Genomic DNA, 16,296 nt, shown 5'->3' with positions numbered 1-16,296 from the left:
AAGGTCTACTAACAAATGTGACGACACCGACGACGGCTCGCCCCGGGGCCGCAGGCCGAGGACTCGGTCGCGTCCTGCGCCCCATGGTCAAGGTGCTGCCGGAGCACGCCCGGGCGCACAACCGCTCGATGGTCCTCCAGCACCTGTTCCACGCGGGCCCGACGTCACGGGCGGACCTCGCACGCAGCACCGGGCTGACGCGCGTGACGGTCTCGGACCTCGTCGCCGAGCTGATCGCCGAGGGCCTCGTCGAAGAGCTCGGGCTGCGCACCGAGGCGCGCGTCGGCAAGCCCGCGACCCTCGTCGGGATGCGGACCGAGGACTACCAGATCGTCGCGATCGACCTCGCCGACGATGCCTGGATCCGGGGTGCGGTGATGTCGCTCGTCGGCGGTGTCGTCGTCCGACGGGCCGCACGGCTCGACGGGCGCGCCGGGGAGGCTGCGCTCGACCTCCTCGCCGAGCTCGCCAAGGAGCTCCTCGCCGCCGCCACCCGCCCGGTGATCGGCATCGGCATCGGGTCGCCCGGGGTGATCGATCGCGACGGCGTCGTCATCGAGGCGCCGAACCGTGACTGGTACGACGTCCCGCTCGCGAGCATCCTCACCTCCCGGCTCGGCGTCCCGGTGCACGTCGGCAACGACGCCAACACCCGTGCGCTCGGTGAGTACACCTACGGCGGGGCGAGCGGCGACGGCCTCCTGGTGCTCACGGTCGGGCAGGGCGTCGGCGCCGGGATCGTCGTGGACGGCATGCTCCTGACCGGCCACGCCAACGCCGCCGGCGAGGTCGGTCACCTCACCGTCGTCGACGAGCGGGACCACCAGGTCGGCGGGCCCGCGCCGCTGCAGTGCGCCTGCGGACGGTGGGGGGTGCCTCGAGACGGTGCTCTCGGTACCCGCCCTGCGTCACCTGGTCGACGGACTCGACCCCCACGCCTCCGACGCCGCGCTGGCGTCGGTCGGACGGATGCTCGGCATGGTCCTGGCACCCGTCGTCAGTGCGCTCAACCTCGCGGAGGTGCTGATCAGCGGCCCGGCCGAGCTGCTCGACGGCCCGGTCCGCGAGGAGGCGCTGGCCACCATCCGCGAGCGCACCATGCCGGTCATCGGCGGACCGCTCACGGTCAGGATGGCCACCCTCGGCGAGGACGCCGCCCTGTCCGGGGCGGCCGTGCTCGTTCTGTCCGGCCAGCTCGGGGTCACGTGACGACCCCGAGCTGACCGGCCATGCAGGTCGGCAGTACCCCCGCGGCGACGCTGTCCGGCGATCGCCTCCGCACATGGGAGGAACACCAACGTGAAGATCCTACGTTTCGCAGCACTGGGTGCCGCGACGGCGCTCGCACTGAGCGCCTGCTCGAGCGGCTCGGGCGCGTCGACGACCCCGTCCGCCGCGGGCACGCCCGAACCCGCGAACATCAGGCTCTGGCTCGCAGGGGGCGACACCCCCGACAGCCTGCGCACGTACCTGAAGACCGAGTTCGCCAAGGAGAACCCCGGGTCGACGCTCACGATCGAGCAGCAGGACTGGGGCGACCTCGTCACCAAGCTCACCACCGCGCTGCCGGACGCGAACAACACGCCCGACGTCGTCGAGCTCGGGAACACGCAGTCGCCGACCTTCACGAACGTCGGCGCGTTCCTCGACATCTCCGACATGTACACCGAGCTGGGCGGCGACAAGCTGCTGAAGTCGTTCGTCGCCGCGGGTGAGGTCGACGGCAAGAACTTCACGCTCCCGTACTACTTCGGCTCGCGCTACATGTTCTACCGCGCGGACGTCTGGAAGGAGGCGGGGGTCGAGGTCCCCACGACCCTTGCGGAGTTCAACAGCGCGGTGGTCACGATCGCCGAGAAGAACCCACGCAACATCGCGAACTTCTCGGGCTTCTTCATCGGTGGCCAGGACTGGCGCAACGGGATCTCGTGGATCTTCGCCAACGGCGGCGACCTCGCCAAGAAGGAGAACGGGAAGTGGGTCTCGACGCTCTCGGACCCGAACAGCATCACCGGCCTGACCCAGCTCCAGCAGATCGACCTCAAGGCCTCGAAGGCGCCCGCGGACGCCAAGGACCAGAGCCCGTGGCTCTACCTCAACGACACGGACACCGCGACCAACACGGACAAGACGACGACGAACACGTCCCTTGCGGCCGCGACGATCATGGCGCCGGGCTGGGCGCACTGGTCGATCGGTGACCTCTCGGAGAAGGACGGCAAGCCCGTCCGCACCTGGAACGACGCGACCTTCGGCACGTTCGTGCTCCCGGGCAAGGACGGTGGGGCCGCTCCGGTCCTCGCCGGCGGGTCGAACATCGGCATCTCGGCGAAGTCCCAGCACCCCGAGCTCGCCAAGAGCCTGATGCGGATCATCTTCAGCCCCGCCTACCAGAAGATGCTCGGCGAGAGCGGGCTCGGCCCGGCGAACTCGGACTACGTGAGCTCGCTCGGGACCGACCAGTTCGCGAAGGACGCGATCCTGTCCGCGTCGAACTCGAAGCTCACCCCGGCAGCCCCGGGCTGGGCGGCGGTCGAGGGCTCCGGCCTGCTCGAGGAGTTCTTCAGCAAGGTCTCCCAGGGCGGCGACATCACGGCGCTCGCCGCCGAGTACGACGCCAAGATCACCCCGCTCCTCAACGGCGTCAGCTGACCGAGCGCGTCCGTGACCCGTGGGTGGGGGTGCGCACGCACCCCCACCCACGGCACCACCCCGCCCGGACGACGGGCGCCGAAGGAGAACGACCATGGCACGCAGCGCGGTGACGGTCCGGCACCGTCGCGCCTCACGTACCCCCTACCTGCTGCTGGCTCCGTCGGCCGCGATCCTGCTGCTCGCGATGGGCTACCCGCTCGCATGGCAGCTCCTCACCTCGACCCAGAAGTTCGGGCTCGCACAGCAGTTCGGCAAGCCGCCGGAGTCGGTCGGGCTGGCGAACTACGTCACCCTCTTCACCGACTCGTACCTGTGGACAGTGGTCCTCCGGTCGGTCGTGTTCTGCCTCGCGAACGCGTTCGTGACGGTTCTCGTCGGGGTCCTCGTCGCCCTGCTGATGAAGGCCGTCGGCACCCTGCCGCGACTGGCGCTGCAGGTCTCGATGCTGCTGGCGTGGTCGATGCCCGTCGTCGCCGCGATGACCGTGTGGCGGTGGCTGTTCGACTGGAACCGGGGCGTCGTCAACTGGGTCCTGACGTGGGGCGGTCTCGACTTCATCGGGCACAACTGGCTCGAGAAGCCGCTGTCGTTCTTCTTCGTGGCGAGCACCGTGATCGTGTGGATGTCGGTGCCGTTCGTCGCGTTGTCCGTGTACGCCGGGCTGACCCAGGTGCCCGACGAGGTGATCGAGGCCGCGCAGATCGACGGCGCGAACGCCTGGCAACGGTTCTGGGGCATCGTCGTCCCGATGGTGCGACCGGTGCTGATGATCGTGCTGCTGCTCCAGATCATCTGGGACCTGCGGGTGTTCGCCCAGATCAAGCTGTTGCAGGACGCCGGGTCGACGCCGAGCGAGACCAACCTGCTCGGCACCTACATCTTCCAGCTCGGCACCGGGTCGCAGAACTTCGGGATGGCCTCGGCCGTCTCGGTGTTCGTCCTCGCGCTCACGGTCGCGCTCAGCTGGTTCTACGTCCGCATCCTGCTGAAGGAGGACGCATGAGCGCCCCCGTCATGGTCGACCGCGCTCACGCGCCGGTCACCGTCCGTGTCCAAGCGCGCGATCGGCCGCGTCGGTCGCGCCGGGTCGGCCGCGCCGTGCTCGCGACGGTCGCGATCGTCGTCTCGCTCGTCTGGATCTTCCCCGTCTACTGGATGGTGAGCTCGTCCCTGCTGCCGAACATCCAGCTCCAGTCGACCCGACCGACGTTCGTCCCGATCGGCGGGTCCGTCGACAACTACCGCGCGGTCCTCACCGGGTCGGGCTTCCCCGCGGCGCTGCGGATGAGCCTCGCGGTCACGCTGCTGACGGTGGCCGTCGTGCTGGTGTTCGCCTTCCTCGCGGCGCTCGCGATCAGCCGGTTCCGGTTCCGGGGGCGCAAGGCGTTCGTCCTGACCGTCCTGCTGGTGCAGATGCTGCCGGCCGAGGGCCTGTTCATCGCGCAGTACAAGCTGATCGGCAGCCTCAACCTGCTCAACTCGGTGATCGGGGTCTCGATCATCTACGTCGGCGCGGTCGTCCCCTTCACGATCTGGATGCTGCGCGGGTTCGTCGCCGGCGTGCCGGCCGAGCTCGAGGAGGCGGCGATGGTCGACGGCCTGAGCCGTCCGCAGGCGTTCCTGCGGATCACGTTCCCGCTGCTCGCCCCTGGCCTGGTCGCCTCCGGGGTGTACGCGTTCCTGCAGGCGTGGAACGAGTTCACGGTCGCGCTGGTGATCCTGCAGTCGAACGAGGCGAAGACCCTGCCGATCTGGCTACGGAGCTTCCTGCAGGCGAGCGCGAGCCGGGAGACCGACTGGGGGCAGGTGATGGCGGCGTCCACACTCATCGCGATCCCGGTCATCGCGTTCTTCCTGATCGTCCAAGGGCGCATGACGAGCGGCCTGATGTCCGGCGCGGTGAAGGGCTGACATGTCCGACGACGTGATCGACGCGATCCCCGGCTCATGGGCCGTCGGCCTGGACATCGGGGGGACCAAGGTGCTCGGCGTGCTCGTCGACCTCGACGACGGCACGCCGCAGGCACGGCACACCGTGCGGCTGCCGACCGCCACCGGCGAGGACGGCGTGGTCGCCTCTGCGACCGCCGTCGTCGAGGCACTCGCCGAGGCCGCGCATCTCCCGGTCGGCGGGCTGCGCGCGGTCGGCGTCGGCGTCCCGGGGGTGGTCGACCCGGTGTCCGGCGACGTGTCCCATGCGGTCAACCTCGGGATCCGCGGCACGGTGCGGCTCGGGGCCCTGCTCTCCGAGCGGCTGCACGGGGTGCCGGTGCGGGTCGACAACGACCTCAACGCGGCCGCGCTCGGGGCCGCACGGGTGCGGGCCGCGCGGCTCGCCCACCGCAGCGGGCCGGGGAGCACGGACGCCGACCTCGCCTACCTGTCGCTCGGCACGGGTGTCGCGGCCGGACTGGTCCTCGACGGCACGGTGCGTCGCGGCGCGCGTGGGGCGGCAGGCGAGATCGGGCACGTGCCCGTCGTGCCGGACGGGCTGGCGTGCCCGTGCGGTCAACGCGGGTGCCTCGAGCGGTACGCCTCCGGTGCGGCCCTGGACCTCGCCTGGCCGAGCAGGTCGGGGCGCCCGTCGCCCGTCGAGCTCTTCGCGGCGGCAGCGAGCGGCGATCCGGCGGCCGTGGCGGTCCGTGACGCGTTCGCGTCGGCCGTCGCGGCGGCAGTGCGGCTGCTGATCCTCACGTGCGACGTGGATCGCGTCGTGATCGGCGGCGGCGTCAGCGGCCTCGGCACGCCGCTCCTGCGGGCCGTCGAGGCCGCGTTGGCGGATCAGGCGGCGCGTTCACCGTTCCTGCGGTCGATGGAGATGGCCGAGAGGGTCGAGCTCGCACCGCAGGACGTCCCGGTCGCGGCGATCGGCGCCGCGCTGCTGTGCGCCTCGTCGCCGACCGACATCCGTGGTCGGGAGGGGGTGGATGCATGGAGGTCGTGATCGCCCCGCCCGCGGAGCTCGCACGGCTGGCCGCCGATGCGGTCGAGGCGGTCCTCCGTTCGCGGGCCGCACCGGTGCTCGGTGTCGCGACCGGGTCGAGCCCGCTCGCGGTGTACGTCGAGCTCGCGCGGCGTCACCGCGAGCAGGGTCTGTCGTTCGCCCGTGCGCAGGCGTTCATGCTCGACGAGTACGTCGGCCTCGCCGCGGACCACCCCGAGCGCTACCGCAACGTGATCGAGGTCGAGCTCGTCTCGCGCGTCGACCTCGCGCCGGGCGCCGTGCACGGGCCCGACGGCCTCGCCGACGACCTCCCGGCGGCGTGCGCGGCGTACGAGGCGGCGATCGTCGACGCGGGCGGTGTCGACCTGCAGCTCCTCGGCATCGGCTCGGACGGGCACATCGCGTTCAACGAGCCGGGGTCGTCGCTCGCCTCCCGGACCCGTATCAAGACCTTGACCCGGCAGACCCGGGAGGACAACGCCAGGTTCTTCGACGGTGACCTCGCCGCGGTCCCGGAGCACTGCCTGACGCAGGGGCTCGGCACGATCATGGAGGCACGTCACGTCGTGCTCCTCGCGACCGGTCGGGCGAAGGCGGAGGCGGTGCACCACCTCGCCGAGGGTGCGGTGAGCGCGATGTGGCCCGCGACCGTCCTGCAGCACCATCCTCACGTGACCGTGCTGGTCGACGACGCGGCGGCGAGCCGGCTCCAGCTCGCCGAGCACTACCGGCAGACGTACGCGGGCAAGCCGGCGTGGCAGGGGTTGTGACAGGCCCACGCCTGACGCCGGGTCCTGTGAGCCCTGGCACATCCGCGGAGGACGTCGGAGCCGGCGCCTAGACTCGTCGCCATGAGTGAGTCCACGCCGAGCAGCGCCCCTGACGACCCGTACGGCTCCGACCCGACGGGTGGCACCTCGACGAGCGTGCTCGAGCGCACCGAGACGCGCGAGGAGGTCGAGCCGGGCGACCACGAACGCTTCGCCCACTACGTCCGCAAGGAGAAGATCCTCGCGTCGGCCGTCTCGGGCTCACCCGTGATCGCCCTGTGCGGGAAGGTCTGGGTGCCGGGACGGGACCCGAACAAGTTCCCGGTGTGCCCGGTGTGCAAGGAGATCTACGACGGGCTGCGCGGCCCGCAGGACGGCGGCCCCGGTTCCGGCGGCGACGCCGACGGCGGGAAGTGACCGCGCCGCAGAGCCAGCCCCGCACCGCTGCACCGACGCAGGCCGTCCAGTCGGCCTCGTCCTCCGCTGCGTCCCATCTGTCGCCGGCCTTCCCTGGTCGTGCGCCCTGGGGGACGGCAGGGAAGCTCCGGGCCTGGCAGGCGCATGCGCTCGACCTCTACCGGGAGCAGTCGCCGCGGGACTTCCTCGCGGTCGCGACCCCGGGCGCCGGCAAGACGACGTTCGCGCTCAGGGTCGCGACCGAGCTCCTCGAGCGGGGTGTCGTCCGGCGCGTCACGGTGGTCGCACCGACCGAGCACCTCAAACGCCAGTGGGCCGACGCCGCCGCTCGCGTGGGCGTGCGGCTCGACCCGAACTTCCGCAACGCCCAGGGGCGGCACGGCGCAGGCTTCGACGGCGTGGCGGTGACGTACGCGCAGGTCGCGATGAAGCCTGCGCTGCACGCGGCACGCACCGCGGCGGCCCCGACGCTCGTGATCCTCGACGAGATCCACCACGGCGGTGACGCGCTGTCCTGGGGTGACGGCATCCGGGAGGCCTTCGACGGGGCGACGCGGCGGTTGTCGCTGACCGGGACCCCGTTCCGCTCGGACACCTCGCCGATCCCGTTCGTGACGTACGAGCGCGGCCGGGACGGCATCCGGCGCAGCCGTGCCGACTACGCGTACAACTACGGCGACGCGCTGCGCGACCACGTGGTCCGACCGGTGATCTTCCTGTCGTACAGCGGTCAGATGCGCTGGCGCACCCGGGCGGGTGACGAGGTCAGCGCGAGGCTCGGCGAGGACCTCACCAAGGACATGACCGCCCAGGCCTGGCGGACCGCGCTCGACCCGAACGGCGAGTGGATCCCTGCGGTGCTCACAGCCGCCGATCGCCGGCTCACCGAGGTCCGGCGCCAGGTCCCGGACGCCGGAGCGATGATCATCGCGACCGACCAGACCGACGCGAGGGCGTACGCGGGCCACCTGGCCCGGATCACCGGGGAGTCGCCCACGGTCGTGCTGTCCGACGATGACGGCGCGAGCGACAAGATCGACGAGTTCTCCGCCGGGGAGTCGCGCTGGCTCGTCGCGGTGCGCATGGTCTCCGAGGGCGTCGACGTGCCCAGGCTCGCGGTCGGCGTCTACGCGACCTCGACGTCGACCCCGCTGTTCTTCGCCCAGGCGGTCGGCCGATTCGTCCGGGCGCGCCGCCGCGGCGAGACGGCGTCGGTGTTCCTGCCGAGCGTCCCCCAGCTGCTCGGTCTCGCGAACACCCTCGAGCTGGAGCGGGACCACGCCCTGGACCGACCGCTCAGCGCCCAGGAGTCGGGTGACCTGTACAACCCCGAGGACGCGATGATGGCGGCGGCGAACGCCGACCGCAGCGGACCGGACGCCGTCGGTCCGGACGGGACGGCGGGGTCCTTCGAGGCGCTCGAGGCGCAGGCGTCGTTCGACCGCGTGCTGTTCGACGGTGGCGAGTTCGGCACCGGCGCGGACGTCGGTTCGCTCGAGGAGGAGGAGTTCCTCGGGATCCCCGGGCTGCTCGACGCGGACCAGGTCGCGGTCCTGCTGCGCGAGCGTCAGGCGAACCAGCTGACCACCGGCAGCAAGGCCAAGGCTGCGGCCGAGCTCGCCGAGATGGACCACCGTCGCCAGGCCGAGCTGCGCAAGGAGCTGTCGACGCTGGTCGGGGCATGGTCACGTCGCAGCGGTCAACCGCACGGCTCGGTGCACGCCGACCTGCGCCGACGGTGCGGCGGACCCGAGGTGGCGCTCGCGACCCCCGATCAGCTCACCAGCCGGATCGCCCTGCTGCGTGACTGGTTCATCGGCAAGCGGTAGCGCGGCGACCGGCGGCGCGCCTCAGAGCGACGGCGTGCCTCAGAGCGACAACGTGACGGTGGGCACGGCGGCCTCGTCCGCGGACAGCCGACGTGCGCCCCGCGGCAGCTCGGCGCGTGACGTGCGGTGCCGCTCCACGGCGAGGGCGACGCCGCCCGCCCCGGTCCACCGGTCGTCGGTCTCACCTGCCGTCACGAGGGGGACGTGCAGCGGTCGAAGGTCGCCGGACGGCGGACGCCAGGACCGGACGGCCGTGTCGGGACCGCTGACGACGACCTCCTCGACGGCGCGACCCTCGTCGTCGAGCCGGCGCGCGGCCGCCTTGCGCCCACCGTGGCCGACCTTCCACGGTGAGGCCTTCGCGACGGGGGCGAGCGTCCCGTCGGCACCCTCACGGGCGACGAGCTTGTAGACCATGCCGCAGGTCGGCGCGCCTGACCCGGTGACGAGGGACGTCCCCACGCCGTAGGCATCCACCGGTGCCGCGGCGAGCGCGGCGATCGCGTACTCGTCGAGGTCGGACGTCACGGTGATGCGGGTCCCGGTGGCGCCGAGCCGATCGAGCTGGTCGCGCACCTCGACGGCGAGCACGGCGAGGTCGCCGGAGTCGAGCCGGACGGCCCCGAGGTCCGTCCCCCCGGCCTCGACGGCCCGGCGGACCCCGGCCGCGACGTCGAACGTGTCGACGAGCAGCGTCGTGCCCGTGCCGAGGGAGGCGACCTGCGACCGGAAGGCCGCGGGCTCGTCGTCGTGCAGCAACGTGAACGCGTGCGCGGCGGTGCCGATCGTCGGCAGGCCGTAGCGCCGGCCGGCCTCGAGGTTCGACGTCCCCGCGAAGCCAGCGACGACGGCCGCGCGCGCGGCGGCGACGGCCGCCCCCTCGTGCGTGCGTCGCGCACCCATCTCGAGGCACGGACGGTCCACGGCAGCACTCGTCATGCGCGACGCCGCCGAGGCGATGGCCGAGTCGTGGTTGAGGATCGACAGCACGACGGTCTCCAGGAGCACGGCCTCGGCGAACGTGCCCTCGACCACCATGACCGGTGAACCGGGGAAGAAGGCCTCACCCTCCGCGTACCCGACGACGGACCCGGTGAACCGGTAGCCGGCCAGGTGGTCGACGGTCGCCCGGTCGACGATCCGTGCGTCGAGCAGCCACGCGAGCTCGTCGTCGGAGAACCGGAAGTCGGCAAGGGCCTCGAGCACCCGACCGGTGCCGGCGACCACCCCGTACCGGCGCCCTGGTGGCAGCCGCCGGGTGAACACCTCGAAGACGCACCGTCGCTGCGCCGTCCCGTCGGCGAGCGCGGCCTGCAGCATCGTGAGCTCGTAGCGGTCGGTGAGCAGGGCAGTTCCTGGCATGCCGTCACCGTAGGCGCAGGTCGCACCCGATGCACACCCGCACCGGGCGAACGCGGGACCGTCCGCGGCCAGCCGCCTACAGTGGAGACGTGGCCACCGAGATCGCGCCCGCGGAGCAGGAGCTCGCCGAGGTGTCCACGACCCCGGCGACTCCGTGGATGACGATCGTCTGGAACGACCCTGTGAACCTCATGTCGTACGTGACCTACGTGTTCCAGACGTACTTCGGGTACTCCCAGGCCCGTGCGGAGACGCTCATGCGCCAGGTGCACGAGGAGGGCAAGGCGGTCGTCTCGCACGGGAACCGCGAGAAGGTCGAGGTCGACGTCCAGGCGATGCACGGGTACGGGCTGTGGGCCACCATGCAGCGCGGCGACGACTGATGCGGCCCTTCGTCGCCGTGCCCACGGGGTATCGGGCGGTCCTCGACGCCGTCGAGCGTGAGGTCATCGCCTCGATCGTCGCCGAGATCGTCGAGCTGCTCGGCGCCGACCTGGACGTCGTGCCGCCGGACCTGCAGGAGGCGACCCTGCTCTCGCGGGCCGTGACGCCGGACAGCGCTGTCGCACCGGACGACCCCGCCGTCCGCCGACTCCTGCCGGACGCGTCGCGGGACGACGCCGAGGTGTCGCAGGAGTTCCGCCGGCTGACCGAGAGTGATCTGCGTGACACCAAGGTGCGCAGGCTCGTGGCCTTCCGGCAGCTGCTGCGCGCGGCGGGGGAGCACGTGGAGGTCCCACGCGACACCGCGAGCGACGTGGCCGCGACGCTGACCGACGTCCGGCTCGTGCTCGCGGACCGGCTCGATCTCGCCGACGACGACCGGGTGGAGGCGCTGTACGTCGAGCTCGAGGACGACGAGCCCGATGACTCCGCCACCCCCGAGGCGGTCGAGCTCGCGCACCGTCGCCGGTTCCTCGGGTCCGTGTACGCGCTGCTGACCTACCTCCAGGAGTCGCTGCTGACCGCGATGCTCCGCGACCTGCCGCGCGGCGGCGACCGGTGACCGACCTCGCCCTCCGGGAGCACTAGGCTCAGTCGGGTGAACGACGCGCCCATCGGGATCTTCGACTCCGGCGTCGGTGGGCTGACCGTCGCCCGCTCGATCCTCGACCAGCTCCCGCAGGAGTCGACGGTCTACATCGGGGACACGCTCAACACCCCGTACGGCTCCAAGCCGATCGCCGCGGTGCGCGCCCATGCGCTGCAGGTGCTCGACGACCTCGTCGACGCGGGCGTCAAGATGCTCGTGATCGCGTGCAACACCGCGTCCGCTGCCGTCCTGCGCGACGCACGCGAGCGGTACACCCTCCGGTACGGGATCCCCGTCGTCGAGGTGATCCTCCCGGCGGCGCGACGGGCCGTGCTCGCGACACGGTCCGGGCGCATCGGGGTGATCGCGACGCGGGCGACCATCGACTCGCGCGCCTACGACGACGCGTTCGCCGTGGCACCGGGCGTCGAGCTCACCACGCAGGCGTGCCCCCGGTTCGTCGAGTTCGTCGAGGCCGGCGTGACGTCGGGCCCCGAGCTGCTCGCGGCGGCGCACGAGTACCTCGACCCGGTGCGCGATGCGAGCGTCGACACGCTCGTCCTCGGCTGCACGCACTACCCGCTGCTCACCGGGGTGATCTCCTACGTCATGGGCGAGGAGGTCACGTTGGTCTCGAGCGCCGAGGAGACCGCGAAGGACGTCTACCGCACGCTCGTCGCCCACGGCCTCGAGCGCGACCCGGCAGCGGGCCCGCCGATGCACCGGTTCCTCGCCACAGGAGACCCCGACGCGTTCCACACGCTGGCACGACGCTTCCTCGGCCCCGAGGTTGCCCTGGTCGAGCCGAGCGCGACGCTGCGGTGACGGGGGGACGGCGATGAGGCTGGTCGTGGTCGGCTGCGCGGGCTCGTTCCCCGGCCCGGACTCGGCGGCGTCGAGCTACCTGCTCGAGGCCGAGCACGGCGAGGGCGCCGAGCGCCGTACCTGGCGCCTGCTCGTCGAGCTCGGCAACGGCGCCCTCGGCCCCCTCCAGCGCGTGTGCGACCCGTACGTGCTCGATGCCGCCGCCGTCACGCACCTGCACGCCGACCACGTCGCCGACCTCGTCGTGCTGAACGTCATGCGGCGCTACCGCCCCGAGGGCCCGTGCCCGCCCCTGGACCTGTACGGCCCGGACGGGACCGCGCGCCGACTCGCGGAGATGGCCGGCACCGATCCGGCGACCGACATGGCGGACCAGTTCGTGGTCCACCACTGGACGGACCACGGCATGGTGCAGGTCGGCCCGTTTGAGATCACCCCGATCCCCGTGCAGCACCCCGTGCCGGCGTTCGGGCTACGGATCACCGGCCCGAGCGAGCACGACCCGGACCGCCGCGCCGTCCTCGCGTACACCGGTGACACCGACACCTGCCCCGGCCTGACCGAGCTCGCCGCCGGGGTCGACCTCCTCCTCGCCGAGGCCGCGTTCGTCGAGGGCCGGGACGACGAGGTTCGCGGGGTGCACCTGACAGGTCGCCGCGCCGGTGAGACTGCCGCCGAGGCCGCTGCGGACCTCCTGGTGCTCACCCACATCGCCCCGTGGAACGACCCCGAGGTGACCGTGGCGGAGGCCCGCGGGGTCTTCACCGGTGCGATCGAGCTGGCGCGGCCAGGAGCGGTCTACGCCCTCTGACGAGGCGCAGGGACCCCACGACGGTTCGCATAGGCTGGCGCGCATGAGTCTGGACACCCCCTCCACCGCCCCGTCCGTCCTGCGTGCCGACGGGCGCCGCCCCGACGAGCTGCGCCCCGTGCGGCTGACTCGACGGTGGCTCGATGCGGGCGAGGGCAGCGTCCTGGTCGAGTTCGGCGGCACCAAGGTGCTGTGCGTCGCGTCTTTCACCGCCGGCGTGCCGCGCTGGAAGAAGGGCTCGGGCGAGGGGTGGGTCACCGCCGAGTACGCGATGCTGCCGCGGGCGACCTCTACACGCTCGGACCGCGAGTCGGTCAAGGGGCGGGTCGGCGGCCGGACGCACGAGATCTCCCGCCTGATCGGACGCTCCCTGCGCGCGATCATCGACGTGAAGGCGCTCGGCGAGAACACGCTCGTCCTGGACTGCGACGTCCTGCAGGCGGACGGCGGCACCCGGACCGCCGCGATCACCGGGGCGTACGTCGCCCTCGCCGACGCCGTCGCGTGGGGCAAGGCGCAGGGGGCGATCACCGGCTCGCGACCGGCGATCCTCGACTCGGTCTCCGCCGTGAGCGTCGGGATCATCGACGGCACACCGATGCTGGACCTCCCGTACGTCGAGGACGTCAAGGCCGAGACCGACATGAACGTGGTCGTGACCGGCGCCGGCACGTTCGTCGAGGTGCAGGGCACCGCCGAGCACGCGCCGTTCGACCGGCGCGAGCTCGACTCGCTGCTCGACCTCGCCCTGAGCGGCACCGCCGAGCTGGCGCGGCTGCAGGCGGAGGCCCTCGCGACCACGCCGCAGCCGTGGACGGAGCGCTGAGCGTGGCGGGCGGCCAGGAGCAGGCGGCTGGTCCCGCCGGGGCGGTCCGGCTCGTGCTGGCGACGCACAACCAGCACAAGGTCCGCGAGCTCCGTGCGATCCTCGACGGCAAGGTGCCGGGTCTCGGGCCGGACGGGATCGTCGGCGCCGGGGAGCTCGGCGCGACCGAACCCGTCGAGGACGGCCTCACCTTTGCGGAGAACGCCCTGATCAAGGCGCGCGCGCTCGCGGCCTTCTCCGGGCTGCCCGCGGTCGCGGACGACTCGGGCCTGTGCGTCGACGTGCTCGGCGGTGCGCCGGGGATCTTCTCGGCCCGCTGGGCCGGGCGGCACGGTGACGACGCCGCCAACCTGGCGTTGCTGCTCGCCCAGCTCGCGGACGTCGCACCGGAGCACCGCGGTGCGCGCTTCACGTGCGCCGCCGCCCTCGTCACGCCCGACGGGTACGAGCACGTCGAGACCGGTCATCTGATCGGGAGCCTCGCAATCGCGCCACGAGGGACGAACGGCTTCGGCTACGACCCCGTCCTGGTCCCCGACGGCGACGTGCGGACGTGCGCCGAGCTCACGCCGCACGAGAAGAACGCGATCTCGCACCGCGGCCAGGCGTTCCGCGCGCTCGCGCCCGCCATCGTCGCGGTGCTCTCGGGGCAGGTTCCCGCGGCAGGCTGACCGCGACCGGTGGCGGTCAGTCCTGGGTGAGCGTGCCCGGGTGCAGGACCAGCCGGGCGAGCCCTCGCCACGCCGCGAGCATCGCCGCGAGCACCAGCGCGGCCACGAGGAGGAACGACGGCGCGAGCCCGCCACCGGTGACCCCGCGCAGGACCATCCCGAGCGCCCACGTGGATGCCCACACGATCGCCCCGGTGGGCCACAGCCTCAGCGCGGCGAGCCAGGCGCCCGTGACGGTCCGCGCCGCGACGAGCCAGCCGACGGCGGTCCCGACGAGGAACGGCCACGCGGTCGACAGCACCCCGGCGACGCTGTCACCGTGCTCGTGCGCCGAGCGCCCGATCGCTGCGAAGAGGACGACCACGGCGAGGTCCGCGAGCATGGGCAGGAGCAGGGGCGGAACGCGTCGGAGCATGGCCCCGACGGTACCCTGCCGTGTGGACACCTTCGCCGACGTGGTCACGTCCGGCCCCGTTCACCTGACGGCGACGGACGTCGCGTTCGCGCACCCCGGCCGGCCCGTGCTCAGCGGGGTCACCGTGCGTATCGGCCCCGGCGACAGGCTCGGCGTCGTCGGTGAGAACGGGTCGGGAAAGACGACGTTGCTGCGCGTGCTCGTGGGCGAGCTCACCCCGTCGGCGGGGACCGTGCGCCGCCATGGGACCGTCGCCGGCGTCGGGCAGGAGCTGCACGCACCGGCCGGCGCGACGATCGGCACCCTCGTCGAGCAGTCCCTGTCCCGGCTCCGGGCGGTCGCTGCCGAGCTCGACCGGGTCAGCCAGGAGTTCGACCACGATCGCGGGAACCTTGCCGAGCTGTCCGACGTGCTCGCGCGCGCGGAGCACCTGGCGGTCTGGGACGCCGACCACCGCGTCGAGGTCGCGCTGTCCCGGCTGGCCGCGCCGACCGACCGCGACCGTCCTCTCGCGACGTTGTCGGTGGGGGAGCGGTACCGGGTCCGGCTCGCGTGCCGGCTTGCCGAGCGCGCGGACATCCTCGCCCTCGACGAGCCGACCAACCACCTGGACGACGCCGGGATCGACTTCCTCACCGCCGAGCTGCTGAGGTGGCGTGGGGCGATCCTGATCGTCACCCACGACCGTCAGCTGATCGACGACGTCGTCACCGGCGTGCTCGACCTCGACCCGTCCGTCGACGGACGCCCGGCGCTCTACGGGCAGCCGGGCTACCTCAGCTACAGGTTCGCGAAGGACCAGGCGCTGCGCCGCTGGCGGGCGCGCTTCCGGGCCGAGACCCAGCGACGGGTCCTGCTCGCGCAGCGCCTGGACGCGTCCTACGAGGGACTCTCGGACGAGTGGCGGCCCCCCAAGGGTAGTCAGGCGAACCGACGGGCAACCCGGGCCCGGACGCACGTCAAGGCAGTCGACCGTCTCATCGCCCGGCTCGAGGCCCAGGCCGTCGAGATCCCGCCGCCGCCGCGCGAGCTCGTGTTCCCGGACCTGCCCGCGATGGCCCCGGGGTGGGACCCCGACCACGGCGTGATCGAGCTCCGCAGCCCGGCGGTCGCCGGCCGGCTGGACCTTCCCGGGACACGGTTGAGCATCCCCCCGGCGGGGCGGCTGCTGGTGTCCGGTCCGAACGGCTCCGGGAAGTCGACGCTGCTCGGAGCCCTGGCCGGGACGCTCGCGCTCGACCGCGGCACGCGGACCGTGGCGGCAGGTGTCCGGATCGGCGTCGTCGCGCAGGAGGGGTTCGGTGCACCAGGTCATGTGGCGCCGGTCCGCCGGGTCGCCGGCCACGAGCCTGGTCGCGCGCCGTCAGGGTTCGAGGCCTACGCCCAGGAGGCGTTGCGGCTGCTCGACGGCGGCCTGCTCGACCCCGCGAGCGTCGTGCCGATCGCGTTCCTGGGCCTGCTCAGCGAGGAGGACCTCGACCGTCCGCTCGACGAGCTCTCGGTCGGGCAGCGGCGGCGGTTCGACCTCGCGTGCGCCCTGCTCGCCGTGCCGCACGTGCTCGTGCTCGACGAGCCCACCAACCACCTGTCGATCGACCTGGTCGACGAGGTCACCCAGGCCTTGCGGCTGACGTCGGCGGCCGTGGTCGTCGCGACGCACGACCGCCGCATGCGCGCAGACCTCGCCGACTGGCCGGAGCTCCGGCTCCGAGACGGTCGCGCGGTCTGACGGGTCGCG

17 protein-coding genes are annotated in these 16,296 nt (G+C 72.6%); 15 read left to right on the top strand and 2 right to left on the bottom strand.

Annotation, left to right across the window (positions count from 1 at the left end; all coding sequences use genetic code 11):
- Window positions 1-17 precede the first annotated feature (17 nt).
- The 8 genes from LJB74_RS03330 (at window position 18) to LJB74_RS03295 (ending at window position 8,615) form a co-directional block, all read left to right on the top strand.
- Entirely contained in the window at window positions 18-1,223 is a 1,206-nt protein-coding gene (locus LJB74_RS03330; RefSeq protein WP_310650798.1) for an ROK family transcriptional regulator, read from the top strand.
- Between the two features lie 76 nt (window positions 1,224-1,299).
- A complete protein-coding gene (locus LJB74_RS03325) occupies window positions 1,300-2,652 on the top strand; it encodes an extracellular solute-binding protein (protein ID WP_259307186.1) in 1,353 nt (450 codons plus the stop codon).
- Between the two features lie 94 nt (window positions 2,653-2,746).
- Window positions 2,747-3,658, top strand: coding sequence for a carbohydrate ABC transporter permease (locus tag LJB74_RS03320; protein ID WP_259307185.1), 912 nt, complete (start codon window positions 2,747-2,749; stop codon window positions 3,656-3,658).
- A complete protein-coding gene (locus LJB74_RS03315; RefSeq protein WP_259307184.1) occupies window positions 3,655-4,566 on the top strand; it encodes a carbohydrate ABC transporter permease in 912 nt (303 codons plus the stop codon). The genes LJB74_RS03320 and LJB74_RS03315 overlap by 4 nt, the downstream gene beginning before the upstream one ends.
- Window position 4,567: 1 nt before the next feature.
- The gene (locus LJB74_RS03310; protein WP_259307183.1) at window positions 4,568-5,599 is read left to right on the top strand and encodes an ROK family protein; all 1,032 of its coding nucleotides are present in this window, start codon (window positions 4,568-4,570) and stop codon (window positions 5,597-5,599) included.
- On the top strand, window positions 5,587-6,369 hold the full coding sequence (nagB, locus tag LJB74_RS03305; protein ID WP_259307182.1) for a glucosamine-6-phosphate deaminase: 783 nt from the start codon (window positions 5,587-5,589) through the stop codon (window positions 6,367-6,369). The genes LJB74_RS03310 and nagB overlap by 13 nt, the downstream gene beginning before the upstream one ends.
- Window positions 6,370-6,450: 81 nt before the next feature.
- Complete coding sequence (locus tag LJB74_RS03300) at window positions 6,451-6,786, top strand: DUF3039 domain-containing protein (protein WP_259307181.1); 336 nt, start codon at window positions 6,451-6,453, stop codon at window positions 6,784-6,786.
- Window positions 6,783-8,615 (top strand): DEAD/DEAH box helicase, encoded by a 1,833-nt coding sequence (locus LJB74_RS03295; protein ID WP_259307180.1) that lies wholly within the window; start codon window positions 6,783-6,785, stop codon window positions 8,613-8,615. The genes LJB74_RS03300 and LJB74_RS03295 overlap by 4 nt, the downstream gene beginning before the upstream one ends.
- Window positions 8,616-8,654: 39 nt before the next feature.
- Here the strand turns inward: LJB74_RS03295 and LJB74_RS03290 are convergent, their stop codons facing one another.
- On the bottom strand, window positions 8,655-9,977 hold the full coding sequence (locus tag LJB74_RS03290) for a nicotinate phosphoribosyltransferase (RefSeq protein WP_259307179.1): 1,323 nt from the start codon (window positions 9,975-9,977) through the stop codon (window positions 8,655-8,657).
- An 89-nt stretch (window positions 9,978-10,066) separates the two neighbouring features.
- Here LJB74_RS03290 and clpS point away from each other — a divergent pair, with 89 nt between their 5' ends.
- From clpS to rdgB, 6 genes are read left to right on the top strand one after another with little or no spacing between them, the layout of a single operon-like run.
- A complete protein-coding gene (gene clpS, locus LJB74_RS03285) occupies window positions 10,067-10,360 on the top strand; it encodes an ATP-dependent Clp protease adapter ClpS (protein ID WP_259307178.1) in 294 nt (97 codons plus the stop codon).
- The gene (locus LJB74_RS03280) at window positions 10,360-10,983 is read left to right on the top strand and encodes a DUF2017 domain-containing protein (protein WP_259307177.1); all 624 of its coding nucleotides are present in this window, start codon (window positions 10,360-10,362) and stop codon (window positions 10,981-10,983) included. The genes clpS and LJB74_RS03280 overlap by 1 nt, the downstream gene beginning before the upstream one ends.
- 36 nt (window positions 10,984-11,019) lie before the next feature.
- Window positions 11,020-11,835 carry a glutamate racemase gene (murI, locus tag LJB74_RS03275; protein ID WP_259307176.1) on the top strand — a complete coding sequence of 272 codons (816 nt, stop codon included), beginning with the start codon at window positions 11,020-11,022 and terminating at the stop codon, window positions 11,833-11,835.
- Between the two features lie 13 nt (window positions 11,836-11,848).
- Window positions 11,849-12,646, top strand: a complete 798-nt coding sequence (locus LJB74_RS03270; RefSeq protein ID WP_259307175.1) for an MBL fold metallo-hydrolase — start codon at window positions 11,849-11,851, stop codon at window positions 12,644-12,646.
- Window positions 12,647-12,689: 43 nt separating this feature from the next.
- A complete protein-coding gene (rph, locus tag LJB74_RS03265) occupies window positions 12,690-13,472 on the top strand; it encodes a ribonuclease PH (RefSeq protein ID WP_310650797.1) in 783 nt (260 codons plus the stop codon).
- A 2-nt stretch (window positions 13,473-13,474) separates the two neighbouring features.
- Window positions 13,475-14,143: an RdgB/HAM1 family non-canonical purine NTP pyrophosphatase gene (gene rdgB / locus LJB74_RS03260; RefSeq protein ID WP_259310270.1), complete on the top strand. Its 669-nt coding sequence runs from the start codon at window positions 13,475-13,477 to the stop codon at window positions 14,141-14,143.
- Between the two features lie 16 nt (window positions 14,144-14,159).
- On the opposite strand, the gene LJB74_RS03255 is transcribed toward rdgB, so the two are convergent.
- Window positions 14,160-14,558, bottom strand: coding sequence for a DUF3054 domain-containing protein (locus LJB74_RS03255; protein ID WP_259307174.1), 399 nt, complete (start codon window positions 14,556-14,558; stop codon window positions 14,160-14,162).
- On the opposite strand from LJB74_RS03255, the gene LJB74_RS03250 reads away from it, so the two are divergent.
- Window positions 14,557-16,287 (top strand): ABC-F family ATP-binding cassette domain-containing protein, encoded by a 1,731-nt coding sequence (locus tag LJB74_RS03250; protein ID WP_396125112.1) that lies wholly within the window; start codon window positions 14,557-14,559, stop codon window positions 16,285-16,287. The two genes, LJB74_RS03255 and LJB74_RS03250, sit on opposite strands and share 2 nt — an antisense overlap.
- Window positions 16,288-16,296 lie beyond the last annotated feature (9 nt).

The organism is Cellulomonas sp. P24 (assembly GCF_024704385.1).
Taxonomy (GTDB): domain Bacteria; phylum Actinomycetota; class Actinomycetes; order Actinomycetales; family Cellulomonadaceae; genus JAJDFX01.
Note: the sequence above shows the minus strand (reverse complement) of the source record. Positions and strands in the feature narration are given on the sequence as shown.

Coding starts and splice junctions, on each gene's coding strand:
- LJB74_RS03315 (WP_259307184.1), top strand. CDS start 3,655: ATGAGCGCCCCCGTCATGGTCGACCGCGCTCACGCGCCGGTCACCGTC.
- LJB74_RS03250 (WP_396125112.1), top strand. CDS start 14,557: ATGGCCCCGACGGTACCCTGCCGTGTGGACACCTTCGCCGACGTGGTC.
- LJB74_RS03280 (WP_259307177.1), top strand. CDS start 10,360: ATGCGGCCCTTCGTCGCCGTGCCCACGGGGTATCGGGCGGTCCTCGAC.
- LJB74_RS03270 (WP_259307175.1), top strand. CDS start 11,849: ATGAGGCTGGTCGTGGTCGGCTGCGCGGGCTCGTTCCCCGGCCCGGAC.
- LJB74_RS03255 (WP_259307174.1), bottom strand. CDS start 14,558: ATGCTCCGACGCGTTCCGCCCCTGCTCCTGCCCATGCTCGCGGACCTC.
- LJB74_RS03320 (WP_259307185.1), top strand. CDS start 2,747: ATGGCACGCAGCGCGGTGACGGTCCGGCACCGTCGCGCCTCACGTACC.
- LJB74_RS03290 (WP_259307179.1), bottom strand. CDS start 9,977: ATGCCAGGAACTGCCCTGCTCACCGACCGCTACGAGCTCACGATGCTG.
- LJB74_RS03300 (WP_259307181.1), top strand. CDS start 6,451: ATGAGTGAGTCCACGCCGAGCAGCGCCCCTGACGACCCGTACGGCTCC.
- LJB74_RS03310 (WP_259307183.1), top strand. CDS start 4,568: ATGTCCGACGACGTGATCGACGCGATCCCCGGCTCATGGGCCGTCGGC.
- nagB (WP_259307182.1), top strand. CDS start 5,587: ATGGAGGTCGTGATCGCCCCGCCCGCGGAGCTCGCACGGCTGGCCGCC.
- rph (WP_310650797.1), top strand. CDS start 12,690: ATGAGTCTGGACACCCCCTCCACCGCCCCGTCCGTCCTGCGTGCCGAC.